Origin of the sequence: Nonomuraea diastatica, from assembly GCF_004349015.1 — a bacterium.
GTDB classification, from domain to species: Bacteria; Actinomycetota; Actinomycetes; order Streptosporangiales; family Streptosporangiaceae; genus Nonomuraea; species Nonomuraea diastatica.
Genome location: NZ_SMKP01000166.1, coordinates 1 through 24896, shown reverse-complemented (window position 1 = coordinate 24896; position 24896 = coordinate 1). Strand labels below are relative to the sequence as shown.

The following is a 24896-nucleotide window of genomic DNA, read 5'->3' as shown; positions in this document are numbered from 1 at the left end:
GTTGGAGGGTGTGGGGCGGTGGGGAGGTCGCAGCGTGCATGGCGTGCTACCCAGGGTGTTTTCTGGGTATATGTCGGAAAGGAGAAGTGACGGAACGTACGCGCTTGGTTTCGCGAAGTGGGGTGAAGGTCGTACCCTCCCATAGTGACCTAATGGGGGTTCTGTTACCGATGACTGACCCAACCGACACCCGCGATACCGGCCCACGCGTCGGCACGCCGCTGTGGGCGTTTCTCGCGGGCATCACCGTGATCGGGTTCACCGCACTCGTGGTGGCCATGCTCAGGCTCGACATGTCCGAGCTGGTGGAGGTCGCTCGCACGCCGCTGTTCTGGGTGCTGGCCGTGCTGGTGATCCTGGGCGAGCTCAGGCCCGTCATGGTGTCCTCGGCGGCGGCCGTGGGCGGCACCTACCCCTCCACCATGTTCACTTTCGCCGTGCTCCTGCACTTCGGCCTGCCCGTCGCGGTGCTGATGCAGGGGGTCGCGGTGGCCATGAACGGCGTGGTGACGCGCAAGTCGTGGCATCGGGTCATGTTCAACATCGCGCAGTCGACTCTCGCGCTCACCGCTGCGGGCGTGGTGCTGGGGACGTTCGGCATCGTGCCGAGCCCGGCCCTGCCATGGGTGCCGGGCGGCGGCAACCTGCTGGCGATCGGGCTGGCCGGGATCGCGTACTTCGCGACCAGGGCGACCCTCGTGTGCAGTGCGGTCGCGCTGCACGAGCGGCGTTCGCTCACCCGCGTGCTGAAGGCCACCGTCGGCCCGCAGAGCCTCGTCTACGCCGGCCTGCTCGGCCTGGCGCCTCTGGTCGTCGTGGTCATGAGCCATTCGCCGGGGCTGGTGCCGCTCTTCGTCGCGCCCCTGGCCGCCGTCTACTTCACCGCCACGCTCTCCATGCGCCGCGACCACCAGGCCATGCACGACGAGCTGACCGGCCTGCCCAACCGCAAGCTGCTCATCGTCAGCACCGAGGAGGCGCTCGCCGAGGCCAGGCAGGACGAGCGGGTCGGCCTGTTCCTGCTGGACCTCGACCGGTTCAAGGAGGTCAACGACACGATGGGCCACCCGGTGGGCGACCGCTTGCTGCAGATGGTCGCGCACCGGCTCACCCACTCCGTACGTCCGGGAGACGTCGTGGCTCGGCTGGGCGGCGACGAGTTCGCGGTGCTGTTGCCCTCGATCAGGGACACCCACGCGGCCAGGGAGGTCGCGGCCAGGCTGCGCGCGGCGCTGACCGAGCCGGTGCGTCTGGAGGGCATGACCTTCGACGTGGACGGCTCCGTCGGCATCGCGCTCTACCCGGATCACGCCCCTGACTTCGAGTTGCTGCTTCAGCGCGCCGACGTGGCGATGTACCTCGCCAAGGAGGGCCGTACGGGCGTGGAGCTCTACCAGCCCGACAAGGACAGGAACTCGCCCGAGCGCCTGAGCCTCCTCGGCGACCTGCGCCGCGCCATCGACAACCGCGAGCTGCGCCTGCACTACCAGCCCAAGGTCAGTCTCGGCACCGGCGCGGTCCAGGGCGTCGAGGCGCTGCTGCGCTGGCGCCATCCGGCGCACGGGCCGATCCCGCCGTCCGATTTCGTCCCGCTGGCCGAGCAGTCCTACCTGATGCGCCAGCTGACCGCATACGTCATCGACGAGGCGCTGGAGCAGGCCGCCCGCTGGTGGCACACGGGTCTGCGGGTGCAGATCTCGGTCAACATCTCCGCCCGTGACCTGCTCGACTCCGCGCTGCCCGAGCGGCTGGAGGTGGGGCTGGCGAAGTACGGCCTGCCGCCCGCGGCCATCCAGCTGGAGGTCACCGAGCGCATCCTGACCGGCGACCAGGCCTACACCCAGGAGACCATCAAGGCGCTGGCCACACTCGGCGTCCCGCTGGCCATCGACGACTTCGGCACCGGCTACTCCTCGCTGATCAGGCTCCAGCGCCTGGCGGTGTCGGAGGTCAAGATCGACGCGTCGTTCGTGCGCAGGATCGCCGAGTCGGAGGACGACGAAAGGATCGTGCGCTCGATCGTCGACCTGGTGCGCTCGCTCGGCCTGCGGTCGGTGGCCGAGGGGGTCGAGTCCGACGATGTGGCCATCCGCCTGGCGGACATGGGGTGCGACGTGGGGCAGGGGTGGCTTTTCTGCGAGCCCATGCCGGCTGCCGACGCCGCTGCCTGGCTGCGTGATCACGCGGAGGCGGTGCCGAAGGTCGGTTTCGGCTACGCGCCTGAGGTGACCCGGACCGCATGACTTGGCGGATTCATGCGAACACAGGAATGGACTTCCGCGAAGTACAGTCCTGAGTACCTCTTCGCTACCGGGGGCATGGTGATCGCTAAGCCTGAGCGCATCTTCGCTCGGGACTACGCATGGCAGCGCTCGGCCAGGTTCGTGGAGCGCACGGGTACGCGGCCCAAACTCGGTGTTGTCAGCGGGAGGTGTCGCCAGGGCAAGACCTTCCTCTTGGACTCGCTCGCATTCAGCGATCACGTGCTCGGCCCGCACCTCGAGGAGATGTGCCGCCAGTTCGTGATGCTTGAGATCGTCTTGTTCGGCGACCTGCCCGGTGCGGTGCGCAGGGTCGGGCTGGAGGAGTTGTACGGGTGAGGCCGCGCTCCCGCACCCGGGAGCGGTGTTGCCAGGGAGTTAACCGTTCGGGCGTGCTTCGTCAAGCCCTCTAGGATGGCAGTGTCCGAAGACTCCATCCACGAAACGGGTTCAACGACTCATGTCCGCCATAACCCGCGACGAGGTCGCACACCTGGCCCGGTTGTCCAGGCTGGCGCTCACCGGTAACGAGCTCGACCACTACGCCACCCAACTCGATGCCATCATCGAGGCGGTCGCGAAGGTGGCCGAGGTCGCCGCCGAAGATGTGCCGCCATCGTCGCACGCGCTTCCGCTGACCAATGTCTTCCGTGCCGACGAGGTGCGACAGTCCCTGACGCCCGAGCAGGCGCTGGCCGGTGCTCCCGCCGTCGAGGACGACCGATTCCGGGTGCCGCGCATCCTCGGGGAGGAGGCATGAGAGAGCGAACGACCGAACACGGCGCTGTCAGGCTCATCTGCCCGACGAAGGAGGGCGCATGAGTCTGATCCGCAAGACCGCCGCCGAGCTGGCCTCGATGATCGCCGCGGGTGAGGTGTCGTCGGTCGAGGTGGCCGAGGCGCATCTCGACCGCATGGCCGAGGTGGAGCCCAAGGTCAAGGCGTTCCTCCACGTCGATCGCGAGACGACGATCGAGCAGGCGCAGGCCGTCGACACCAGGCTCAGGGCCGGTGAGAAGCTCGGGCCGCTGGCCGGGGTGCCGATCGCGCACAAAGACATCTTCACCACACGTGACATGCCGACGACGGCCGCGTCCAAGATCCTCGAAGGCTGGCGTCCGCCCTACGACGCGACCGTCACCAAGCGGCTGCGCGAGGCGGGGCTGGTGATTCTCGGCAAGACCAACCTCGACGAGTTCGCCATGGGCTCCTCGACGGAAAACTCCGCCTTCCACCCGACGCGCAACCCGTGGGACCTGACGAAGGTGCCGGGGGGTTCCTCCGGTGGGTCGAGTGCGGCCGTGGCGGCCTACGAGGCGCCGCTGTCCACGGGCACCGACACGGGCGGTTCGATCCGGCAGCCGGCCTCGGTGACCGGCATCGTGGGGATGAAGCCGACCTATGGTGGTTCGTCCCGCTATGGGCTGATCGCGTTCGCGAGCTCGCTCGACACGCCGGGGCCGTTCGCCCGCAATGTGCTCGACGCGGCGCTGCTGCAGGAGGCGTTCTCCGGGCACGACCCGATGGACTCGACCTCCATCGACGCCCCCGTGCCTTCGGTGGTCGAGGCGGCCAGGAACGCCGACGTCGCCGGCATGCGGATCGGCGTGCTCAAGGAGTTCGGCGGCGAAGGCTTCCAGCCGGGCGTGCTGGCCCGCTACAACGAGACCGTGCAGCTTCTGGAGTCGCTCGGGGCCAAGGTCGTCGAGGTCTCCTGCCCGTCGTTCACGGTTGCCCTGTACGCCTACTACCTGGTCGCGCCGTCGGAGTGCTCGTCCAACCTGGCGCGCTTCGACGCGATGCGCTACGGCCTGCGCGCCGGCGACGACGGCACCCGCAGCGCGGAGGAGGTCATGGCGCTGACCAGGGCCGCCGGGTTCGGTCCCGAGGTCAAGCGGCGCATCATGCTCGGCACGTACGCGCTGTCGAGCGGCTACTACGACGCCTACTACGGCCAGGCACAGAAGGTGCGCACGGTCATCTCCCGCGAGTTCGAGGCCGCCTACCAGCAGGTCGACGTGCTGGTGTCGCCGACCACGCCGACCACGGCGTTCGCGATCGGCGAGCGCGTCGACGACCCGATGGCGATGTACCTCGCCGACCTGTGCACCATCCCGTCCAACCTGGCCGGCAACGCGGCCATCTCGGTGCCGTGCGGGCTGGCCGAGGAAGACGGTCTGCCGGTCGGCCTGCAGATCATGGCGCCCGTGCTGGCCGACGACCGCTGCTACCGCGTCGGCGCCGCCGTGGAGCAGGCCCTGGAGAGCCGCTGGGGCGGCCCGTTGCTGAAGGAGGCCCCTTCGCTATGACCATGGTCTATGACGAAGCGCTCGACGCGTTCGAGCCGGTGCTCGGCCTGGAGACGCACGTCGAGCTGGGCACCAGGTCGAAGATGTTCTGCGGCTGCAAGACGACGTTCGGCGCCCCGCCCAACACGCAGGTCTGCCCGACCTGCCTGGCGCTGCCCGGCGCGCTGCCGACGGCCAACACCATGGCCATCGAGTCGACGATCCGCATCGGCCTGGCGCTGAACTGCTCGATCGCCGAGTGGTGCCGCTTCGCCCGGAAAAACTACTTTTATCCGGACATGCCGAAGAACTACCAGATCTCGCAGTACGACGAGCCGCTCTGCTTCGACGGCTACGTCGACGTCGAGGTCGACGGCAAGACCGTGCGGATCGAGATCGAGCGGGTGCACCTGGAGGAGGACACCGGAAAGTCCACCCATGTGGGCGGCGCCACCGGCCGCATCCACGGGGCCGACTACTCGATCGTCGACTACAACCGGGCCGGCATCCCGCTCGTCGAGATCGTGACCAAGCCCATCCCGGGCACCGACAGGCTCGCGCCGGAGGTGGCCAGGGCCTACGTCACCGAGCTGCGCGAGATCATGCGCTCGCTGGGCGTCTCAGACGTGCGCATGGAGGAGGGCTCGCTGCGCTGCGACGTCAACGTCTCGCTCATGCCGCGTGGCGCGTCCGAGTGGGGCACCCGCACCGAGACGAAGAACGTCAACTCGCTGCGCAGCGTCGAACGGGCCGTCCGCAGCGAGATCGAGCGGCAGGCGGGCGTCCTCACCGACGGCGGGAAGATCGTCCAGGAGACCCGCCACTTCCACGAGGACACCGGCACCACCACGTCCGGCAGGTCCAAGGAGGAGGCGCAGGACTACCGCTACTTCCCCGAGCCCGACCTGGTGCCGATCGCGCCCGACCCGGACTGGGTGGCCGAGCTGAAGGCGGCGCTGCCCGAGCTGCCGTCGGTCAGGCGCAAGCGGCTGCAGGACGAGTGGGGGTTGTCCGACCTCGACATGCAGGCCATGCACAACGCCGACGCGATCGACCTGGTCGAGGCCACGGTCGCGGCGGGGGCCCCGCCCGCGGACGCGCGCAAGTGGTGGATGGGCGAGCTGGCGCGGCGTGCCAACGAGACCGGCACCCCGCTGGCCGACCTGCCCATCACCCCTGCCGACATCGCCCGCGTGACCGAGCTGGTCGCCTCGGGCGCGCTCAACGACAAGCTGGCGCGCGAGGTGCTCGAAGGCGTGCTGGCCGGCGAGGGCACGCCCGACGAGGTGGTGGAGAAGCGCGGGCTGCAGATCGTCAACGACGAGGGAGAGCTGTCCGCGATCATCGACCAGGTGCTGGCCGACAACGCCGACGCGGCCGACAAGGTGCGCTCCGGCAAGATCGCCGCGGCTGGTGCGCTGGTGGGCGGCGTCATGCGGGCCAGCAAGGGCAAGGCCGACGCGGCCCGCGCCCGGCAGCTGATCCTGGAGAAGCTCGGCGTCTCCGAGTAACCGGCGTCTCACGGTCACCGGGCCCCGCCGCTCCCGTGGCGGGGCCCGCTACGTTGCCGGTGCGCTGCCGGTGCTTGGCGGGTGGCGCGTACGGTCACTCGTTGCGGGACGGCGTGACCGTCTCGACGTCACGCCGGGCCAGCGCCTTCCGCAGCAGCGGCGTGAGCAGGGCGAGGAGCGCCAGCACCAGCAGCACGACCGCGATCGGGCTGCGCACCAGCACGCTCGCGTCGCCCGCGCCGATGGCCAGTGCCCTGCGGAGCTGGATCTCCGCCATCGGGCCCAGGATCATGCCGATCACCGCAGGGGCGACCGGCAGGCCGAAGCGCCGCATGGCGTAGCCGAGCAGGCCGAGCACATAGAGCACGAACAGGTCCACCACGGTGCCGTTCACGGCATAGACCCCGAGCGCGGCGAAGAGGATGATCCCGGCGTACAGGTACGGGCGGGGGATTCGCAGCACGCGCGCCCACAACGGCGCCATGGGCAGGTTGAGCACCAGCAACATCGCGTTGCCGATGAACAGCGAGGCGATCATGCCCCACACCAGCGCGGGGTTGTGGTCGAACAGTTGCGGCCCGGGCTGGAGCCCGTACTGCTGGAAGGCGGCCAGCAAGATCGCGGCCGTGGCCGACGTGGGCAGGCCCAGCGTGAGCAGCGGGACCAGGGTGCCGGCGGCGGAGGCGTTGTTGGCCGCCTCGGGGCCGGCGACGCCCTCGATCGCGCCCTTGCCGTATTCCTCGCGGGCCACGCCGCGCGCCAGGCGCTTCTCGGCCGCGTACGACAGGAAGGTGGGGATTTCCGCGCCCCCGCCGGGCAGCGCGCCGAACGGGAAGCCCAGCGCGGTGCCGCGCAGCCAGGGCAGCCACGAGCGTCCCCAGTCGGAGCGGCCCATCCACGCCCGGCCCACGGGCACCACCTCGGGCATGGCGTGGCGCAGCCGCGAGGCCACGTAGAGCGACTCGCCGAGCGCGAACAGCCCGACCGCCACGATCACCACGTCGATGCCGTCGAGCAGCTGCGGGATGCCCAGCGTGAGCCGTGCCTGGCCGGTCTGCTGGTCGATGCCGATCAGCCCGATCACCAGGCCGAGCCCCAGGGAGGCCAGGCCGCGTACGACCGAGCGGGACAACACGGACGACACGGCGGTGAACGCGAGGACGGCCAGCGCGAAGTAGTCCTCGGGGCCGAACGAGATCGCGAAGCTGACCACGGCGGGCGCCGCCACGACCAGCAGCGCGGTCGCGATCGTCCCGGCCACGAACGAGCCGATGGCCGCCGTGGCCAGCGCCTGGGCGGCCCGGCCCCGCCTGGCCATCTTGTTGCCCTCCAGCGCCGTGATCATGGAGGCGGACTCGCCCGGCGTGTTGAGCAGGATGGAGGTGGTGGAGCCGCCGTACATGCCGCCGTAGTAGATGCCGGCGAACATGATGAACGCGCTGGCCGGCGGCACCGTGAACGTGATCGGCAGCAGCAGCGCCACGGTCATCGCGGGCCCGATGCCGGGCAGCACGCCGACGAGCGTGCCGAGCGTGACGCCGATGAGCGCGTACATGAGGTTGACCGGGGTGAGCGCGGCGGCGAAGCCGTCGAGGAGGAGCTGCAGCGACTCCACCTAGATCACTCCCGTCAGCGGCCCGCCGGGCAGCGACACGCCGAGCCCTTTGACGAACAGCAGGTACGTGGTGATCCCCACGACCACCGCGATCACGGCGGCGCGCAGCTTGTCCTCGGCGCCGAGGGCCACGGCGAGGCCGAAGAAGAGCAGGCTCGCCCCGATGATCCAGCCGAGCACGTTCAGCAGCACGCTGAACGCCAGGAAGATCCCGCTGACCAGCCCGACGCTGCGCCAGTCGGCGGGCGCGTCGACGTCGACGTCCTCGCTCTCCTCGGGGTCGCCCCGCCCGCCGCGTACGACGTCGGCCACGTAGAACAGGCCGATGAGCACCATGGCGCCGCCCACCAGCATGGGGAAGAAGCGCGGCCCGAGGCCGAGCTGGGAGGCCGCGGCGGAGACGTCGAGCGTCCCGACGACGACGAGCACGCCCAGCACCAGCACGACGAGCGCCAGCCCGAGCTCGGGCCGCCACCAGCGGGCCATCAGGAGACGAGCCCCATTTCAGCGATGATCGCCTTGACCCTGGTCTGCTCGGCGGCCAGGTAGTCGGCGAACTGTTGTCCCGTCTGGAACGAGTCGATCCAGCCGTTCTTGGCCACCGCGTCCTTCCACGGCTGCGCGTCGTGCATCTTGGTGACCAGGTCGGTCAGCGCCTTCTTGTCGGCGTCGGAGAGCCCGGCAGGGGCGACGAAGCCGCGCCAGTTGGCCAGCTCGACGTCGAGCCCGGCCTCCTTCAGCGTGGGAGCGTCCAGGTCCGGCAGCCGCTCGCCCGAAGTGACGCCCAGCGCGCGCAGCTTGCCCGACTTCACGTGCTCGGCGAACTCGGCCACGCCCGAGATGCCCGCGCTCACCTTGTTGCCGAGCAGCTCGTTGAGCGCCTCGCCGCCGCCCGAGTGGGCGATGTAGTTGACCTGCTTGGGGTCGATGCCCGCGGCCTTGGCCATCAGACCGGCCACGATGTGGTCGGTGCCGCCCGCGGACCCGCCGGAGATGGACACCTTCGACGGGTCGGCCTTCCAGGCCGCCACCATGTCGTCCAGCGTCTTGTAGGGCGACGCGGCCGGTACGACGATGATCTCGTACTCCTCGGTCAGCTTGGCGATGGGCGTGGTCTCCGCCAGCGTGACCTTCGACTTGTTCTGCTCGATGGCACCCACCATGACCAGGCCCATGGTCATCAGCAGGTTGCCGTTGCCCTTTTCGCCGGCGAGCTGGGCCAGGCCGATGGTGCCTCCGGCGCCGGGCACGTTGTACACCTCTACCTTGCGCTGCGGGTCGGCCGCTTTGATGGCCTGCTCGGCGATGCGGGAGGTCTGGTCCCAGCCGCCACCGGGCGCCGCCGGGGCCATGATCCGCAACGGCGAGCTCGCGGACGTGCCCGTCGTCTCGCCACAGCCGGTCAGTGCGCCAAGGGAGAGTGCCGCGAGGGCGGCGAATACGCGCAAGCGCATGATCACTCCAAGAAGGGTTTCACAGTGATAAAACCCGGATCGTGAAGCCCCTACCCTCCGGAGTCGACCCTTTGCACGGTTGCCGTCATAGTGGTCGTATTGGTCGCGCGTCCATGGCCCGCCGGGCGGCGGTGCGCCCCGCGACCTGGCCGTGACCTCGATTTGTTTCCATGTGCCCGTGAGACGGGTTCGTGAAGCCTCACTCGGGACCCAGCTGTTCGCGCTCCAGATGGTGATCGTGCTGCTCGCCGTGGGGGGCACCGGAGGCGTGTGGGCCGAGCACACGCGTGATCAGCTGGCCTCGCTCCACCAGCAACGGGCACTGGCGATCGCGCAGTCGGTGGCCGCGCTTCCGCAGGTCCGGGAGGCGTTCAAGCTGAGCGGCCCGGAGACGGTGCTGCAACCGCTGGCCATGAGCGTCCAGCAGGAGACCGGCGCCGACTACGTCGTGATCGCCAACACCGACCAGAAACGTTACGCCCACCCCAACGCCTCGCTGATCGGCAAGCAGCTGTCCACCGACGGCAGCACGGTGCTCAGGACGGGCCGGAGCTGGGTCGGCAAGGAGACCGGCACGATCGGCACCACGGTCAGGGGCAAGACGCCCATCCGCGACGAATACGGCGAGATCATCGGCCTGGTCTCGGTCGGCGTGCTGGAGACCACGGTCATCAGCCAGGTCGTCGACGCGCTGCCGCCGCTGATCTGGACGGCGCTCGCCGTCCTGCTGGCCGGCCTCGCGCTGGCCGCGCTGATCACCGCGCGGGTGCGCCGCCAGACGTTCGGCCTGGAGCCGCGCGAGATCGCCGCCCTGCTGGAGCAGCGCGAGGGTGTGCTGCACGGCGTCAAGGAGGGCGTGCTGGCGCTCGACCTCAACGGGCGCGTCACTCTGGTCAACGACGCCGCCCGCGAGCTGCTGGGCGACGTGGGTGCCGACCTGACCGAGATGCCGGTCTCCGAGCGCATGCGCGACGTGCTCGGAGGCGCCGACCCCGGCGAGGACCGCGTCGTGCTGCACGGCGACCGCGTGCTGGTGCTCAACCGCACCCCGGTCTCCGTACGCGGCCACCACCGCGGCTGGGTGGTGACCCTGCGCGACCGCACCGAACTCGTCCGCCTGGCCCGCGAGCTCGACGACGCCAGCAGCGCGACCGAGGCGCTGCGGGCGCAGGCACACGAGTTCGCCAACCGCATGCACACCGTCGTCGGACTGCTGGAGCTGGGCGAGCACGAGGCCGCGATCGGCTTCATCACCCGCACCACCGGCGGCTCGTACGCGGCCGGTCTGCGCGAGCGGGTCCAGGACCCGACCCTGGCCGCGCTGCTGCTGGCCAAGTCCGCGGAGGCGGCCGAGCGGGGCGCCACGCTCGTGTTGTCGGACCGCTCCACCGTGCCGGTCGGCCTGCTCGGCGACCCGCAGGACGCGGTGCTGGTGGTGGGCAACCTGGTCGCGAACGCCATCGACGCGCTCGACGGCGCCGAGGGCACGATCGAGGTGTCGGTGCAGGCCGATCACGACGGGCTGCGGGTGCGTGTCGGCGACTCGGGCCCCGGCATCGCTCCCGGCCTGGTGGAGGAGGTCTTCAGGGAGGGCTTCACGACCAAGGCCGCCCAGTCGGGGCCGCGCGGTCTCGGCCTGGCCCTGACCCGGCAGGTGTGCCTGCGCAGAGGAGGCTGGGTGCGGGTGACGAACGCGGACGGCGCCGTCTTCACCGCTCTCCTCCCGGCGGCCGGAGAGCGGGCGGGGGCGGGCTCGTGAACGACATCAGGGTGCTCGTCGTCGACGACGACTTCATGGTCGCGCGGATCCACAGCGGCTACGTGTCCCGCGTGCCGGGGTTCAGCGTCGTCTCCGTCGCCCACAACGGGGCCGGCGCGCTGGCCGCGGCGGCGGAGCTGCGGCCCGACCTCGTGCTGCTCGACATCTACCTGCCCGACATGTCGGGGCTCGAGGTGCTCAAGGCGATCAACGACGTGGACGTCCTCATGATCAGCGCGGCCCGCGACGTGCCCACGGTCAAGGAGGCCATGCGCGGCGGCGCGGTCAACTATCTGATCAAGCCGTTCACCGCCACCGCGCTGACCGAGCGGCTCCAGCAGTACGCCGACACCCGCAGGCGCATCACCGCCCTCGGCCGCGAGGCCCGCCAGGACGACGTCGACCGGCTCTTCGGCACGCCCATGACCGCGGCTCCCATGCCCAAAGGTCTGTCCCCGGCCACGTGCGCGCTGGTCGCCGACAGCCTGCGGGAGGCGGGCCGCGACCTGTCGGCCATCGAGGCCGCCCAGCTCACGGGCCTGTCACGGGTGAGCGCCCGTCGTTATCTCGAACACCTTTGCGCGGCAGGGCAGGCCGAACTCCGGCCGCGTTACGGCACGGCCGGTCGTCCGGAACATCGCTACCGGTGGCTAGGTTGACACACTTCCGTAGTCATTTCCCGTGACATATGCGGATCCGCGTGCCTTACTGTTGCCTGAGACTTGGCTGCGGACCGGGAGGAGGTTGAGGCGTGCGAAACGCCGGACCGATCGAGTCACCGACCGACCCGTTCGCCTCGGTGCCACTGCCCACGTCGAGCGTCTCCAAGAAGCCGCGGATCGAAGGGCTGCCGCCGGGGGTCTCCCGGGACATCTTCGGACCGCCGGAACGACAGGAGCCCCGGCAGGCCCAATCCCCGAATGCCTCGGGCGGTCCCTCGGGCGGCGCGCTGCCCCCAGCCCCGCCACCGGCGCAGCCGTGGCCGATGGCGGGCAAGGACTCGGGCCGGCCCGCTCCCGTGTTCGGCCAGGAAAGCCCGCGCGAACACCCGCCCGCCTTCGAGCCCGAGCCGCGCAAACGGCGCCTCCTGCCGGGGCTGCTCACGCTTCTCCTGCTGCTCGCCGTGCTGGCGTACGTCGTGCCCGCCGTGCTCATGTCCGGCAGTGTGCTGCGCGGCACCCGCGTGTCGGGGGTCGACATCGGCGGACTGACCGTCACACAGGCGGCCGACAAACTGCGCACCGAGCTTGCCGCCCAGCTGAGCAAGCCGGTCGTGGCCGACATCGGCGGCAAGAAGGACACCATCCAGGCCGACGAGGCCGGGCTGGAGCTCGACGTGGTCGGCACCATCGGCCAGGCGCCCAGCGGCTTTCCCAGCCCGCAGGAGGTGTGGCGCGGCCTGACCGGCACCACCGAGCTCGAACCCAAGATCAACATCGACACCTCCCAGCTCACCAGGACCGTCGAGGGCCTGGCCGAGTCCGTGGACAAGCGCGCGCAGGAGGGCCGGGTGGCCTTCTCCGGGCTGACGCCGAAGGCCCGCCAGCCGCAGGACGGCGTGCTGCTCGACAGGGACGACGCCGTGAAGAGGATCGGCGACGCCTTCCTGCGGGGCGGCGGCTCCGTCGTGCTCACCCTGAGGCCGTCCAAGCCCGTCACCACCCCGGAAGCCGTCAGGTCGGCCATGACCAGGGCGAAACAGGCCGTCGCCGCCCCCATCACGCTGACCCTCGACGGCAAGCAGGCGCAGGTTTCGCCCGCCGCGATCGCGGCCAACCTGTCCTTCGCCTCCGACGGCAGCGGCGGGCTCGCGCCGCAGTTCGCCGCCAAGGCGGTGCTCGCCGACGTGGAGAGCGACCTGGTCTCCGCCGCGCAGCAGCCGCGCGACGCCACGTACGAGATCGTGAACGGCAAGCCGGTCCTGGTGCCCGCCCGCACCGGCCGGGGCGTGAACGACAAGCTGCTGGCCAGGGACGCCGAGAAGGTGTTCGCCGAGGGCGGCGACCGGACGATCCCGGTGCGGCTGGGCGCCGTCGCCCCCACGGTCGCGACCTCGGAGATCCGCGGCCTCGGCATCAAGGAGACCCTCGCCACCTTCACCACGAACTTCGCCTGCTGCCAGCCGCGCGCGAAGAACATCCAGCGCATGGCGGAGGAGCTCGACGGCCACATCGTCAAGCCGGGCGAGACGTTCTCGATCAACGATGTCGTGGGCGAGCGGACCCTCGAGGACGGGTACGTCGAAGCGGCGGAGACCGTGGGCGGGCGCCTGGTCAACATCGTCGGCGGTGGGGTCTCGCAGTTCGCCACGACGATGTACAACGCGGCGTACTTCAGCGGGCTCGAGGACGTCGAGCACAAGCCGATGGACTACTACACCGACCAGTTCCCGGCCGGGCGTGACGTCGTGCTGCTCTATCCGGAGTCGGACCTGAAGTGGCGCAACGACTCGGACAACGGCGTGCTGATCAAGACCGCGTTCACGCAGACGTCGGTGACGGTGGCGCTCTGGGGCACCGAGCGGTACGACAAGATCGAGGCGATCGAGTCGGAACGGCGGGACCTCACCCAGTTCCGGCGCGAGACCAGCAACGAGCCCGGCTGCCTGCCGACGACGGGCGCTCAGGGATTCACCATCGACGTCACGCGGGTGTTCCACAAGGACGGCCGGGTGGTCAAGAAGGACGACAAGTTGACCACCAAGTACCGTCCGCAGCCCCAGACCACCTGCACCGCGTCGTGAGGCGCGCCGCCTCAGCGAACGGCCCTGGTCACGAGGTGGGAACGGACAGGATGCGGTCGTCGCCTTCCCGCGGCGAACCCCTGCCGTCCTTGTTGCTGGTGCCCACCCACACGGTCCCGTCAGGGGCGGTGGTGACCGCGCGGAGGCGGCCGTAGCGGTCGGTGAGGTGGGCGACCGGCCGGCCGGCGGCGCCGTCAGAGCCGAGCGGCACCTGCCACAGGCGCTCCCCGCGCAGGGCCCCCACCCACAGCGAACCACCGGCGTACGCCAGGCCGGACGGCGAGGCCTCGTCGGTCGACCAGGTGAGGATCGGGTTCACGAACCGCTCGTCATCGCCCCGGCCTTCGACCTCGGGCCAGCCGTAGTTGGCGCCCGGCTGGATCAGGTTGACCTCGTCGTAGGCGTTGGCGCCGAACTCGGAGGCGTACAGGCGGTCCGAGTCGTCCCACGCCAGGCCCTGGACGTTGCGGTGGCCGTAGCTGTAGACGAGCGTGCCGAACGGGTTGCCGGGGGCGGGCGCGCCGTCCACGGTCATGCGCAGGATCTTGCCCGCGAGGGAGTCGCGCTGCTGGGCGAGGTCACGGTCGCCGGTCTCGCCGGTGGAGGCGTACAGGTGACCCTCGGGGCCGAACGCCAGCCTGCCGCCGTTGTGGATGCCGCCCTTGGGGATGCCCTGGACGAGCACCCGACGGTCGCTGAGCGCGTCTCCGGACAGCCGGTAGCGGACGATCCGGTTGTCCTCGGCGGCGGTGTAGTACAGGAAGACGTGCTGGTCCTTGACCGCGACCCCCATCAGGCCGCCCTCGCCGTCCGGCGTCACGCCCTCGATCGTGCCCAGCTCGCTCACCTTGCCGTCACCGGCGACCCGGAGCAGCCGGGCGGTGTCACGCTCGGTGACCAGGGCGTCGCCGCCGGGCAGGAACGCGATCGCCCACGGCACGGCCAGCCCGGTCGCCACGTCCTTGGGGGCGCCGGCGGCGGACGGCCCCGAGGCCGACACGGCGGCCGTCGGGAGCACCGCGCCGCCGCTGCCGGAGCAGCCGGTGATCCCGGTGAGCAGGACGGTCAGCGACAGGGTCGCGCAGAGTTTCCGCATGGGTTCCATCCTTCCCGGAGTACGGAGCGGGAGTCGTAAGGTTTTCCGCATGAAGACCTGGGTTCCGTCAGATTCGGCGGCTGATGTTCTTTCCGGCCTGTCTGGGGTCGAATGCGCCGTGTACAACAGCACGACCTCGATGCCGGAAGGCGTCGAGGAGGTGGAGGTCTGGATCCCGCCGCTGGCCACCGTGCCCGGCGTGCGGGAGACGATGGCGCGGATGAGCTCGTTGCGGCTCGTGCAGACCGTGACCGCGGGGGTGGAGCCGTACCGTCCGCACATCCCTGAGGGCGTGACGCTGTGCAACGCGCGTGGCGTGCACGACGCGGGGACCGCGGAGTGGGCGGTCGGGGCGATGGTGGCGGTGGTGCGCGACTTCCCCGGGTTCGTGGACGCGCAGCGCAGGCGTGAGTGGACCTACCACCACACCGGCGTCCTCGCCGACTCGACCGCGCTGATCGTCGGCTACGGCTCCATCGGGGCGGCGCTGGAGCGGCGGCTCGCCGGGTTCGAGGTCGAGGTCGTACGCGTGGCCAGGACCGCCCGCGACGGCGTGCACGGCATGGCAGACCTGCCCGCGCTGCTGCCGGCGGCGGACGTCGTGGTGCTGCTCGTGCCCGCCACGCCCGACACGGCCGGGATGGTGGACGCCGCGTTCCTGGCCCGCATGAAGGACGGCGCCGTGCTCGTCAACGCCGCCCGGGGCGGGATCGTCGACACCGACGCCCTGATCGCCGAGCTGAAAACGGGTAGACTGCGCGCCGCGCTGGACGTGACGGCGCCGGAGCCGCTGCCGGAGGGCCACCCCCTCTGGAGCGCGCCGGGCGTGCTGATCACCCCTCACGTCGCGGGCAGCACCCCCGCGTCCGAGCGGCGCGTGCTCCGCCTCATCCGGGCCCAGCTGGAGCGTTATCTCGCAGGTGAGCAGCTGATCAATGTCATAACCGACACGTACTGAGAGGATCCCGGAACGTGGCTGGTCCGTGACCTTCGGTGCGTAGCGTTACGTTTGCAGGGAGTTCCTGACTCACTGTCAAGGCGCTCTTGGCAGCAATTGGTCCGTGTGGTTATCAGATCGGTGACGACAACGGCGTTGTCACCACCCGCGCACCCACAACCGCACACACTGGCGACGTGGTCCGCCGGGCTTCGGCGGTCATGGGCGCAGAGGACGAGACGGGATGGGCAACGACTGTGATCCGCTGGCGTGATCCACGGGTGCCGCTGACCGCGGCGGCGGCGGCCGGCGCGGTGGCGTTCGCCGCCGCGCTTCTCGCGGGCGGTCAGCCCTTGCTCACCGGCGCGGTCGCGGGAGGGCTCGCGGCGCTGGCCGCCGCCACCGCCCTGCTGATCGCCTCGGTGAAGTCGGCCGCGCATCGCCCCATGGCGATGGGCGCGCGCTGGATGGGCGGCGGCGCCGTCATCTGGGCCGCCGGTGTGGCGCTGCGTCCCTTCGCCGAGAGCTTCGTGGTCAGCTTCGCCGACATGTTCGTGTTGCTCGGCACCGGTGTCACGGCCGGTGGCGCGCTGATCGCCGCCGACCGCAAGTTCCCGGTCAGAGCCGTTTTACGGCAGGTCACCGATGCCTATCTGTGCGCCGCCTCGCTCTTCCTGATCGGCTGGGTGGTGGCGCTGCGCCACGTCTACGCCAACGCGGCCGACCCCGCCGCCTTCACGTTCGTGATGCTGCCGCCGATGATCGCGCTGCTGGTCACGTTCGCCGTGATCCCGTCCGTGCTCACCAGCAAGGCCACCTCATGGCTGCTCGGGCTGGCCGGCGTCGGCGTGCTCGCCACCATGACCGTGGCGGGCCTGACGGTCGCGGTGGCGCGGCTCGACGGCGGCGACGCGCCGCTCTGGAGCGTCATGCTCGCGCCGGTCGCGTTCCTGCTCCTGGCCGCCGTCCCGTGGGGTCCTCGCGGCAGGCAGGCGGGCGGGCCCGCCGTGTCCGGCGTGATCGGCGTGGTCCCGCTGGCGCTGGTCGCGATCGCGGCCTGCACGCTGCTCGCGCACCTGGCGGGCGGGCCGAAGGGGCCGGCGGTCACCGGCGTCGTGGTGGTCGCCGTCTCCGTCGTGCTGCTCCTGCTCGTGCGCCTGTTCGTGGTGTCGGCGACCAACCTGCGCCTGCGCGGCCTGGTCAAGCTCGGCGAGCGGCAGCTCAGGGAGCTGGCGGAGAGCACCGGTGACGTGGTGTTCCTGTGCGACTACGAGGGCGTGGTGCGCGAGATCGGCGCCGGGGTCGAGGCCACCTACGGCTACCACCCCGACCAGCTGGTGGGCGGGTCGATCTTCGACTACATCCACCCGGAAGACGTGCCCGGCATCCAGGTCGCGATGCGGGCCATGCACCTCGACGAGGAGAGCGCCTCGCCCGGCGCCTGCCTGATCGCGTGCCGGGTGCGGGCCTCCGACGGCACCTGGCGCCCCACCGAGTCCGTGGCCACTCGCCACGTGAGCGGCGACGAGCTGATGCTGGTGACCACCAGAGACGTCAGCGACGAGGAGGCCCTGCGCAACCAGGTCGCTCACCTGACCTTCCACGACGGCGTCACCGGGCTGCCCAACCGCGCCTACTTCGAAGAGCGCACCCGTGAGGTGCTCTCCGGCCGCACGCCGGGCACCGGAGGAGCCAACACCGCGGTCATCTTCCTCGACCTCGACGGGTTCACCTCGGTCAACGACTCCGTCGGCCACGCCAGCGGCGACTACCTCCTCGGCCAGGCGGCCAGGCGGCTGCGCGGTGCCGTGCGGGCCGACGACACGCTGGCCAGGTGGGGCGGAGACGAGTTCGCGGTGCTGGTGGAGACGGGCGGCGAGGCGCAGCTCGCGGTCGACCTGGCCGAGCGGCTCGTCCGCGCGGTCTCGCAGGAGCCGTTCCGCGTCGCCGACCGCGACGTGGCCCTGACCGCCAGCGTGGGCGTGGCCTTCACCGAGGACGACATGCCCGCGGGCGACCTCATCCGCAACGCCGACGTCGCCATGGCACGCGCCAAGGAGCTCGGCGGGCGGCGGGTCGAGGTGTTCGCCGCGCAGATGCACGCCGACGTCGTGCGCCGCCTGGAGCTGGCCGCCGACCTGCAGCGGGCCCTGATCGACCAGCAGTTCGCGATCGAATACCAGCCGGTGGTCGACCTCGCCACGTCGCGGGTGACCGCGGTCGAGGCGCTGGTGCGGTGGTGGCGCGGGTCGGTGTTCGTGCCGCCTGAGCAGTTCCTCGGCCCTGCCGAGGACACCGGGCTGATCGTGCCGCTGGGCGAGTGGATCCTGCGCGAGGCGTGCCGCGAGGTGGCCGCCTGGCGGGCCGAGTCCTGGGACATCGGCCTGTCGCTCAACCTGTCGGCCCGCCAGATCACCGCGCCCCGGTTCGTCGAGACCGTGGAGGAGGCGCTGGCCGAGAGCGGGCTGCCCGCCTCCGCACTCACCCTTGAAGTGATCGAGGAGATGCTGGTCGAAGACGCCGAGGAGACCATCAAGCGGCTGTCCGAGCTGCGCGCGCTCGGCGTGCGCCTGGCCATCGACGACTTCGGCACCGGCTACGCATCGCTGGCCTTCCTCCGGCAACTCCCGGTCGACATGATCAAGATCGACCCGTCGTTCGTGTCGGGGCTCGGCAAGGACGACACGCTGACGCTGCTCACGAGCACGATCGTGCGGCTCGGCCACGACCTCGGGCTCATCGTGGTGGCCGAGGGCATCGAGCGTCCCGAGCAGCTTGAGCTGCTCAAGCAGATGGGCTGCACGCGGGGGCAGGGCTTCCTGGTGGCCCGGCCCATGGCGGCCCGCGGGGTCGACTCCCTGATGCGGACGAGTCTCACCGTTTGAGACATGTGTCCACCAAGTTGACACTGGGGCGTTCGGAGCGGCTATCGTGTAAGCCATGCTTCGCAGTGAGATTCTCGTAGTACTTCGCCGGCGCGCAGGCCGATAGCGAAGCACGACGACCTGCGCGCCGCCCCAGGCCCACCTCCCCGGTGGGACGGGGCCTTTTTTATGTCCTTAAGCGAGTAGCCACGCAAGGAACGAGCCGATGACCGAACGCATGACAGGTGCGCAGTCCCTGGTGAGGGCGCTGGAGCACATGGACGTCGACACAGTGTTCGGGATCCCAGGCGGCGCCATTCTGCCGGCCTACGATCCTCTCTACGACTCGACCAAGGTCCGGCACGTCCTCGTACGCCACGAGCAGGGCGCCGGCCACGCCGCCGAGGGCTACGCGCAGGCGACGGGCCGGGTCGGGGTGTGCATGGCGACCAGCGGCCCCGGCGCCACCAACCTGGTGACCCCCATCGCCGACGCGTACATGGACTCGGTGCCGATCGTGGCGATCACCGGTCAGGTGGCGAGCGGGTCCATCGGCACCGACGCCTTCCAGGAAGCCGACATCTCCGGCATCACCATGCCGATCACGAAGCACAACTTCCTGATCACCGATCCCGCGGACATCCCGCGTACGATCATGGAGGCCTTCCACATCGCCTCGACCGGCCGGCCAGGCCCCGTGCTCGTCGACATCTCGAAGGACGCGCTGCAGGCGGAGACCACGTTCCAGTGGCCGCCGACCATGCAGCTGCCCGGCTACCGCCCCGTGACCAGACCCCACTCCAAGCAGATCCGCGAGGCCGCCAAGCTGATCGCCGAGGCCAGGCGCCCGGTCCTGTACGTCGGCGGCGGCGTGCACAAGGCGGGCGCGTCGGCCGAGCTGCTGGAGCTGTCCGAGCTGACCACCATCCCGGTCGTCACCACCCTGATGGCCAGGGGCACCTTCCCCGACAGCCACCCCCAGCACATGGGGATGCCGGGGATGCACGGCAGCGTCTCGGCCGTCGGCGCGCTGCAGCAGTCCGATCTGATCATCGGCCTGGGCGTGCGCTTCGACGACCGGGTGACGGGCCACCTGCCGTCGTTCGCGCCCCGCGCGAAGATCGTGCACGCCGACATCGACCCGGCGGAGATCTCGAAGAACCGCCACGCCGACGTCCCGATCGTGGGTGACTGCAAAGAGGTCATCAGCGACCTCGTCAGCACGATCCAGGCGTCGGGCGAGCGCGGCGACTACGCCGACTGGTGGACGGTGCTCAACGGCTACAAAGCGACCTACCCGCTGGGCTACGACACGTTCGAGGACGGCTCGCTGGCGCCTCAATACGTGATGGAGCGGCTGGGCGCCATCGCGGGCCCCGACGCCTACTACGTGGCAGGCGTGGGACAGCACCAGATGTGGGCCTCGCAGTTCATCGGCTACGAGAAGCCTGGCTCGTTCATCAACTCCGGCGGCCTGGGCACCATGGGCTTCGCCGTGCCGGCCGCGATGGGCGCGAAGATGGGCCGCCCCGACGCCACGGTGTGGGCCATCGACGGCGACGGCTGCTTCCAGATGACCAACCAGGAGCTCGCCACCTGTGCCCTTGAGGGCGTGCCGGTCAAGATCGCCGTCATCAACAACGGTAACCTCGGCATGGTCCGCCAGTGGCAGGCGCTCTTCTACGACGAGCGCTACTCCAACACCGACCTGCAGACGACGCGCCGCATCCCGGACTTCGTCAAGCTGGCCGAGGCTTATGGTTGTGTGGGCCTGCGTTGCGAGCGTCCAGAAGACGTCGACGCGACGATCGAGAAGGCCATGGAGATCAACGACGTTCCTGTCGTGGTCGACTTCGTCGTCCACCAGGACGCCATGGTCTGGCCCATGGTCGCGGCGGGCACCAGCAACGACGACATCAAGATCGCCCGTGACATGGCGCCGAAGTGGGAGAACGAGGATGACTAGGAGCGAACCCGACGCCTCGCGAGCGGAGCGAGCCAGTCAGCAGAGTGCGTCGCGAAGCGGAGTGGTCGCGACGGAGGAGCGCCCGCGGAGCGAACGAGGAGTGGTGAGCGACCAATGAGCCGTCACACCCTCTCCGTGCTTGTCGAGAACAAGCCGGGCGTGCTCGCGCGGGTGTCCGCGCTGTTCAGCCGCCGGGGCTTCAACATCGACTCGCTGGCCGTCGGGCCGACCGAGCACGACGACATCTCGCGGATGACGATCGTGGTCAGCGTCGAGGAGCTGCCTCTCGAGCAGGTCACCAAGCAGCTCAACAAGCTGGTGAACGTGCTCAAGATCGTCGAGCTCGACACGTCGCAGTCCGTGCAGCGCGAGCTGATGCTGATCAAGGTGAAGGCCGACGCCGACAGCCGCTCCCACGTGCTGGAGCTCGTCCAGCTCTTCCGGGCCCGCTGCATCGACGTGGCGGCCGACGCCGTGACCATCGAGGTCACCGGCACCACCGACAAGCTCGAGGCGTTCGTGAAGGTCCTCGAGCCGTTCGGCATCAAAGAACTCGTTCAGTCGGGCATGGTGGCCATCGGCCGCGGCGCCCGTTCCATCACCGACCGGTCCCTCAGGGCACTGGACCGTACCGCCTGAAAGGTTTTGAGCAAGTGACCGAGATCTACTACGACGACCAGGCCGACCTGTCGATCATCCAGGGGCGCCACGTGGCCGTGCTGGGGTACGGCAGCCAGGGCCACGCCCACGCGCTCTCCCTGCGTGACTCCGGCGTCGACGTGCGCGTCGGGCTGCCGGAGGGCTCCAAGAGCCGCGAGAAGGCGGAGAACGACGGCCTTCGCGTCGTCACGCCGTCCGAGGCGGTCGAAGAGGCCAACCTCACGATGATCCTGGCTCCCGACCACATCCAGCGCCAGCTCTACGCCGACCACGTGGCTCCCAACCTCGTCGAGGGCGACGCGCTGTTCTTCGGGCACGGCCTGAACATCCGCTACGGCCTCATCGAGGCTCCCGAGGGCGTCGACGTGTGCATGGTCGCGCCCAAGGGCCCGGGCCACCTCGTGCGCCGCCAGTTCGAGGCGGGCCGCGGCGTGCCCGTCCTCGTGGCCGTGGAGAAGGACGCCTCGGGCAAGGCGCTCGACCTGGCGCTGTCGTACGCGAAGGGCATCGGCGGCACGCGCGCCGGCGCGCTGCGCACGACGTTCAAGGAGGAGACCGAGACCGACCTGTTCGGCGAGCAGGTCGTGTTGTGCGGTGGCGTGTCCGAGCTGATCAAGGCGGGCTTCGAGACGCTCATCGAGGCCGGCTACCAGCCCGAGGTCGCCTACTTCGAGTGCCTGCACGAGATGAAGCTGATCGTCGACCTCATGTACGAAGGCGGCCTGTCGAAGATGTACTGGTCGGTGTCCGACACCGCCGAGTACGGCGGCTACACCCGCGGCCCGCGCGTCATCGGCGACGAGGCGCGCCAGGAGATGCGCCGCATCCTCGCCGAGGTCCAGGACGGCACCTTCGCCCGGCAGCTCGTCGAGGAGTTCGACGGCGGCCAGAAGGAGTTCCACCGCAAGCGCCAGGAGCTGGCCGACAACCCGATCGAGAAGACCGGCGCCAAGCTCCGCCCGATGATGAGCTGGCTGAAGGCCTGAAACCCCTTGGGGCCGCCGGGCGGGGTGGAGCCCGCCCGGCGCCTCAGCGCACCTTGAGCACCGTCTTGGGCGGCGCGGTGCGGTTCTCCAGCTCCGTGTGGGCCCGCGCGGCGCGCTCCAGCGGTAGGACGGCCGGGGCGGGCTCGTTCAGCACACCGCTGTGCACCAGGTCGACGATGGCCGCCGTGGCCTCGCTCACCTTCCCCGGCACCAGGTGCGCGACGCCGCCCACGCTGAGCCCGATCACACTGCTCGACCCGAGCCAGATCGAGTCGCCGGACAGCGGCGTGTCCTCGCCGCTGGCGTTGCCGAGCACCAGCAGCCGGCCGAAGGGCGCGAGCCGGTCGAACGCCTGCCGCCGCAGCCGCCCGCCGACCGGGTCGATGACGATGTCCGCGCCCCGGCCGCCGGTCAGCCGGTCGATCGAGCTCTCGAAGTCCTCGGCGAGCACCACGGCGGTGCACTCGGCCGGGGCCGACGGCCGCTTGGCCGCGCTGCCGACCACGCCGATCACCCGCCGGGCGGGATGGACGGCGGCGAGCCTGCACACCGCGCCGCCCAGGCCACCGCTGGAGCCCAGCACCACGACGTCGTCATGGGCGGAGAGCCGCGCCAGGTCGTGCAGCGCCAGCCAGGCGGTCACCCCGTTCACCAGCGCGGCGGCGATGCGGGCCAGGTCGGCGCCTTCGGGGATGGGCGCGGCCATGGAGGCGTGGGGCGGTCGCCACCTCGGCGTAGCCGCCGGCCCGTGGCGCCCTGCCGAAGTCGTTGAGCAGCGCGCCGACCGGCTGCCCGGCCTCGAAGCCGGTCACGCCGTCCCCGACCTCGCGCACCCGGCCGGTGACCTCGATGCCGGGGATGAAGGGCGTGGGGAAGTCAAAGGCGCCGGCACGGAACAACGTGTCGACGAAGCCCACCCCGGCGTACTCCACCTCGATGGTGATCTCTCCCGAGCCGGGAGCGGGCGCCGGCACCTCTCCCGGTTCGAGGGCATCGACCGTGCCCGGTTGTTGCACCACGACAGCGCGCATGACGTCCTCCAGCATTGATGCGGTGGGAAGTGCGACAAGTTAGCATCACGCCCGAGCGCTGCCGAGGGCGGCTACCCGATCTCCACGACCAGCTTCCCGCGTACGCCGCCCGCCTCCAGGGCGCGGTGTGCCTCGGCGATGCGGGAGAGCGGATAGACCGTGTCGACGACGGGCCGGATCGTGCCGCTCTCCACCAGCCGGGTCAGGTCGGCGAACAGCTCGTGAGTGGGCTTGCCGCTGAAGGCGCGCACCCGCCGCGAGCCGAACACGGCCGACGCGAGCATGTACGCCAGCGACCCCGCCACGTTGCCCAGATCGAACGCGATCGACACCATGCGCCCGCCCGGCGCGAGCAGCCGCCGGTAGGCGGCCATGCCGGTGCCCACCGTGTCCAGCACGACGTCGAACTCGCCGAGGTCTCCCGGCCCGGTGGTGGCGTAGTCGAAGGCCTCGTCGGCGCCGAGCTCCCGGACGAAGCCGAGGTTCCGACCGCCCGCGAGCGCGGTGACGTGCGCGCCGTACGCGTGTCCGAGCTGGACGGCGATGTGGCCGACGCCGCCGCTCGCGCCGCGCACCAGCAGCCGCTCGCCCGATGTGAGCCGGGCCTTGTCCCGCAGCGCTGTGATCGCCGTCGTGCCCACGCCCGGCAGGGCCGCCGCCCGCACGAGATCCAGCCCGTCCGGGGCGAAGGCCAGGTACCGGGGGCGTACGACCACGAACTCGGCGGCGGCGCCGAACACCCTCGGCAGCCCGCCCCAGACCCGGTCGCCGACCTTGAGCCCGGACATGGGTGAGCCCAGGGCGGCCACCTCGCCGGCGAAGTCGATCCCGATGCGCTTCGGGAACCCGCGCTCCACGAGGTCCGTCACGACCCGCACCCTGCCCGCGCGGCCATGGATCTCGCCGCCGTTCACGCTGGTGGCGTGGACCCGGACCAGGACCTCGCCCGGCCCGGGGGCCGGGGCCGGCACCGTGCCCTCGTACAGGACCTTCGGCGGGCCGTACCGGTCGTAGAGGGCCGCACGCATCTCTTTCGCTGTCCGCATGCTCGCGAGGCTAGGCGGGAAACGCAGTAGCCGATCCGCTGTGGACTAATGTGAGAAACATGCCTGCTGCTTCCTCTCGGATGCGGCCTGCCGCGGCGGGCTCGGTCACGGCTGGGCTTCGCGCCGACGCGCTGCACAACCGCAACCGCATCCTCGAAGCCGCCCGCGAGGCGTTCGCCGCTCGCGGTCTCGACGTGCCGATGGCCGCGATCGCCCGCCGTGCCGGTGTCGGCGTCGCCACCCTCTACCGTCGCTTTCCCACGCGCGAGTCGCTGATCGTGGAGGTGTTCGCCGACGAGCTGAGCGTGTGCGCCTCGGCCGTCGACGAGTCGCTGGCCGACCCCGACCCCTGGCGGGGATTTCGCACGTTCATCGAGAAGGTGGCCACCATGCAGGTGGTCGAGCGCGGCTTCAGCGTGGCGCTCCTGACGCGGTTCTCCGCCGTGGAAGGCGCCGAGGACGTGCGTGTGCGCGCCGAACGGAGCTTCGCCGAGCTGGTGCGCAGGGCGAAGGCGGCCGGGCGGCTGCGTGCCGACTTCGACCGGTCGGATCTGACGCTGCTGCTCATGGCGAACGGCGGTCTGGCCACCGGCCCTCCTGAGGCCAGGCTGGCCGCGTCCCGGCGGCATGTCGCCTACCTGCTGCAGGCCTTCCGCGCCGACCCCGGCCCCACCGGCCC

Annotated in this window: 20 protein-coding genes and 1 pseudogene; 14 read left to right on the top strand and 7 right to left on the bottom strand. The window is 70.6% G+C overall.

The features are described 5' to 3' along the window. Nucleotides 1–170: 170 nt before the first annotated feature. The 5 genes from E1294_RS39980 to gatB all read left to right on the top strand — a co-directional run bounded on the left by E1294_RS39980 (nucleotide 171) and on the right by gatB (nucleotide 6060). Nucleotides 171–2243: a putative bifunctional diguanylate cyclase/phosphodiesterase gene (locus tag E1294_RS39980; protein ID WP_132516166.1), complete on the top strand. Its 2073-nt coding sequence runs from the start codon at nucleotides 171–173 to the stop codon at nucleotides 2241–2243. Nucleotides 2244–2456: 213 nt separating this feature from the next. After that, nucleotides 2457–2600: a hypothetical protein gene (locus E1294_RS53440; RefSeq protein WP_165977733.1), complete on the top strand. Its 144-nt coding sequence runs from the start codon at nucleotides 2457–2459 to the stop codon at nucleotides 2598–2600. Nucleotides 2601–2721: 121 nt separating this feature from the next. Next, complete coding sequence (gene gatC / locus E1294_RS39975; protein ID WP_132516165.1) at nucleotides 2722–3021, top strand: Asp-tRNA(Asn)/Glu-tRNA(Gln) amidotransferase subunit GatC; 300 nt, start codon at nucleotides 2722–2724, stop codon at nucleotides 3019–3021. Between the two features lie 58 nt (nucleotides 3022–3079). Next, nucleotides 3080–4570, top strand: coding sequence for an Asp-tRNA(Asn)/Glu-tRNA(Gln) amidotransferase subunit GatA (gene gatA / locus E1294_RS39970; protein WP_132516164.1), 1491 nt, complete (start codon nucleotides 3080–3082; stop codon nucleotides 4568–4570). Nucleotides 4571–4572: 2 nt separating this feature from the next. Beyond that, nucleotides 4573–6060: an Asp-tRNA(Asn)/Glu-tRNA(Gln) amidotransferase subunit GatB gene (gene gatB / locus E1294_RS39965; protein ID WP_132516172.1), complete on the top strand. Its 1488-nt coding sequence runs from the start codon at nucleotides 4573–4575 to the stop codon at nucleotides 6058–6060. Nucleotides 6061–6154: 94 nt separating this feature from the next. Here the strand turns inward: gatB and E1294_RS39960 are convergent, their stop codons facing one another. Genes E1294_RS39960 through E1294_RS39950 form a run of 3 tightly spaced genes read right to left on the bottom strand, consistent with a single transcriptional unit; the run spans nucleotide 6155 to nucleotide 9129 of the window. Then, nucleotides 6155–7675, bottom strand: coding sequence for a tripartite tricarboxylate transporter permease (locus tag E1294_RS39960; protein ID WP_132516163.1), 1521 nt, complete (start codon nucleotides 7673–7675; stop codon nucleotides 6155–6157). Continuing rightward, entirely contained in the window at nucleotides 7676–8161 is a 486-nt protein-coding gene (locus tag E1294_RS39955) for a tripartite tricarboxylate transporter TctB family protein (RefSeq protein ID WP_132516162.1), read from the bottom strand. After that, entirely contained in the window at nucleotides 8161–9129 is a 969-nt protein-coding gene (locus tag E1294_RS39950) for a Bug family tripartite tricarboxylate transporter substrate binding protein (RefSeq protein ID WP_132516161.1), read from the bottom strand. The genes E1294_RS39955 and E1294_RS39950 overlap by 1 nt, the downstream gene beginning before the upstream one ends. Nucleotides 9130–9307: 178 nt before the next feature. Here E1294_RS39950 and E1294_RS39945 point away from each other — a divergent pair, with 178 nt between their 5' ends. The 3 genes from E1294_RS39945 to E1294_RS39935 all read left to right on the top strand — a co-directional run bounded on the left by E1294_RS39945 (nucleotide 9308) and on the right by E1294_RS39935 (nucleotide 13631). Then, complete coding sequence (locus tag E1294_RS39945) at nucleotides 9308–10888, top strand: ATP-binding protein (RefSeq protein WP_246083636.1); 1581 nt, start codon at nucleotides 9308–9310, stop codon at nucleotides 10886–10888. Next, nucleotides 10885–11547 (top strand): response regulator, encoded by a 663-nt coding sequence (locus E1294_RS39940; RefSeq protein ID WP_181958630.1) that lies wholly within the window; start codon nucleotides 10885–10887, stop codon nucleotides 11545–11547. Before E1294_RS39945 ends, E1294_RS39940 begins: the two co-directional genes overlap by 4 nt. Before the next feature lie 92 nt (nucleotides 11548–11639). Next, on the top strand, nucleotides 11640–13631 hold the full coding sequence (locus tag E1294_RS39935) for a VanW family protein (protein ID WP_132516160.1): 1992 nt from the start codon (nucleotides 11640–11642) through the stop codon (nucleotides 13629–13631). Between the two features lie 28 nt (nucleotides 13632–13659). Here E1294_RS39935 and E1294_RS39930 read toward each other — a convergent pair whose 3' ends face one another. Further along, nucleotides 13660–14736: a PQQ-dependent sugar dehydrogenase gene (locus E1294_RS39930; protein ID WP_425465252.1), complete on the bottom strand. Its 1077-nt coding sequence runs from the start codon at nucleotides 14734–14736 to the stop codon at nucleotides 13660–13662. Between the two features lie 109 nt (nucleotides 14737–14845). Between E1294_RS39930 and E1294_RS39925 the strand changes: the two genes are divergently transcribed. From E1294_RS39925 to ilvC, 5 genes and pseudogenes are all read left to right on the top strand, one after another. Next, on the top strand, nucleotides 14846–15685 hold the full coding sequence (locus tag E1294_RS39925; RefSeq protein WP_246083635.1) for a 2-hydroxyacid dehydrogenase: 840 nt from the start codon (nucleotides 14846–14848) through the stop codon (nucleotides 15683–15685). Nucleotides 15686–15885: 200 nt separating this feature from the next. Further along, complete coding sequence (locus E1294_RS39920; protein WP_425465253.1) at nucleotides 15886–18549, top strand: putative bifunctional diguanylate cyclase/phosphodiesterase; 2664 nt, start codon at nucleotides 15886–15888, stop codon at nucleotides 18547–18549. Between the two features lie 199 nt (nucleotides 18550–18748). After that, nucleotides 18749–20494: pseudogene (locus E1294_RS39915) on the top strand (acetolactate synthase large subunit); the annotation flags it as partial. A gap of 114 nt (nucleotides 20495–20608) precedes the next feature. Further along, the gene (gene ilvN, locus E1294_RS39910) at nucleotides 20609–21133 is read left to right on the top strand and encodes an acetolactate synthase small subunit (RefSeq protein WP_132516156.1); all 525 of its coding nucleotides are present in this window, start codon (nucleotides 20609–20611) and stop codon (nucleotides 21131–21133) included. A gap of 23 nt (nucleotides 21134–21156) precedes the next feature. Further along, nucleotides 21157–22140 carry a ketol-acid reductoisomerase gene (gene ilvC / locus E1294_RS39905; protein ID WP_132516168.1) on the top strand — a complete coding sequence of 328 codons (984 nt, stop codon included), beginning with the start codon at nucleotides 21157–21159 and terminating at the stop codon, nucleotides 22138–22140. Between the two features lie 43 nt (nucleotides 22141–22183). Here the strand turns inward: ilvC and E1294_RS39900 are convergent, their stop codons facing one another. The 3 genes from E1294_RS39900 to E1294_RS39890 all read right to left on the bottom strand — a co-directional run bounded on the left by E1294_RS39900 (nucleotide 22184) and on the right by E1294_RS39890 (nucleotide 24199). Next, nucleotides 22184–22846 carry a zinc-binding dehydrogenase gene (locus E1294_RS39900; RefSeq protein ID WP_132516155.1) on the bottom strand — a complete coding sequence of 221 codons (663 nt, stop codon included), beginning with the start codon at nucleotides 22844–22846 and terminating at the stop codon, nucleotides 22184–22186. Beyond that, nucleotides 22734–23171: an alcohol dehydrogenase catalytic domain-containing protein gene (locus tag E1294_RS39895; RefSeq protein WP_165977731.1), complete on the bottom strand. Its 438-nt coding sequence runs from the start codon at nucleotides 23169–23171 to the stop codon at nucleotides 22734–22736. Before E1294_RS39895 ends, E1294_RS39900 begins: the two co-directional genes overlap by 113 nt. A 71-nt stretch (nucleotides 23172–23242) precedes the next feature. Beyond that, complete coding sequence (locus E1294_RS39890; RefSeq protein WP_132516167.1) at nucleotides 23243–24199, bottom strand: NAD(P)-dependent alcohol dehydrogenase; 957 nt, start codon at nucleotides 24197–24199, stop codon at nucleotides 23243–23245. 77 nt (nucleotides 24200–24276) lie between these two features. On the opposite strand from E1294_RS39890, the gene E1294_RS39885 reads away from it, so the two are divergent. After that, nucleotides 24277–24896: TetR/AcrR family transcriptional regulator (locus E1294_RS39885; RefSeq protein ID WP_132516153.1), on the top strand; the 620-nt coding region annotated here is incomplete at its 3' end.

Excerpts from the sequence above, each read along its gene's own strand:
- E1294_RS39950 (WP_132516161.1), bottom strand. The coding sequence starts at position 9,129 with ATGCGCTTGCGCGTATTCGCCGCCCTCGCGGCACTCTCCCTTGGCGCA.
- E1294_RS39895 (WP_165977731.1), bottom strand. The coding sequence starts at position 23,171 with ATGCGCGCTGTCGTGGTGCAACAACCGGGCACGGTCGATGCCCTCGAA.
- gatB (WP_132516172.1), top strand. The coding sequence starts at position 4,573 with ATGGTCTATGACGAAGCGCTCGACGCGTTCGAGCCGGTGCTCGGCCTG.
- E1294_RS39980 (WP_132516166.1), top strand. The coding sequence starts at position 171 with ATGACTGACCCAACCGACACCCGCGATACCGGCCCACGCGTCGGCACG.
- E1294_RS39890 (WP_132516167.1), bottom strand. The coding sequence starts at position 24,199 with ATGCGTGCGGCCCTCTACGACCGGTACGGCCCGCCGAAGGTCCTGTAC.
- E1294_RS39955 (WP_132516162.1), bottom strand. The coding sequence starts at position 8,161 with ATGGCCCGCTGGTGGCGGCCCGAGCTCGGGCTGGCGCTCGTCGTGCTG.
- ilvN (WP_132516156.1), top strand. The coding sequence starts at position 20,609 with ATGAGCCGTCACACCCTCTCCGTGCTTGTCGAGAACAAGCCGGGCGTG.
- gatA (WP_132516164.1), top strand. The coding sequence starts at position 3,080 with ATGAGTCTGATCCGCAAGACCGCCGCCGAGCTGGCCTCGATGATCGCC.
- E1294_RS39920 (WP_425465253.1), top strand. The coding sequence starts at position 15,886 with ATGGGCGCAGAGGACGAGACGGGATGGGCAACGACTGTGATCCGCTGG.
- E1294_RS39900 (WP_132516155.1), bottom strand. The coding sequence starts at position 22,846 with ATGGCCGCGCCCATCCCCGAAGGCGCCGACCTGGCCCGCATCGCCGCC.
- E1294_RS39930 (WP_425465252.1), bottom strand. The coding sequence starts at position 14,736 with ATGGAACCCATGCGGAAACTCTGCGCGACCCTGTCGCTGACCGTCCTG.
- gatC (WP_132516165.1), top strand. The coding sequence starts at position 2,722 with ATGTCCGCCATAACCCGCGACGAGGTCGCACACCTGGCCCGGTTGTCC.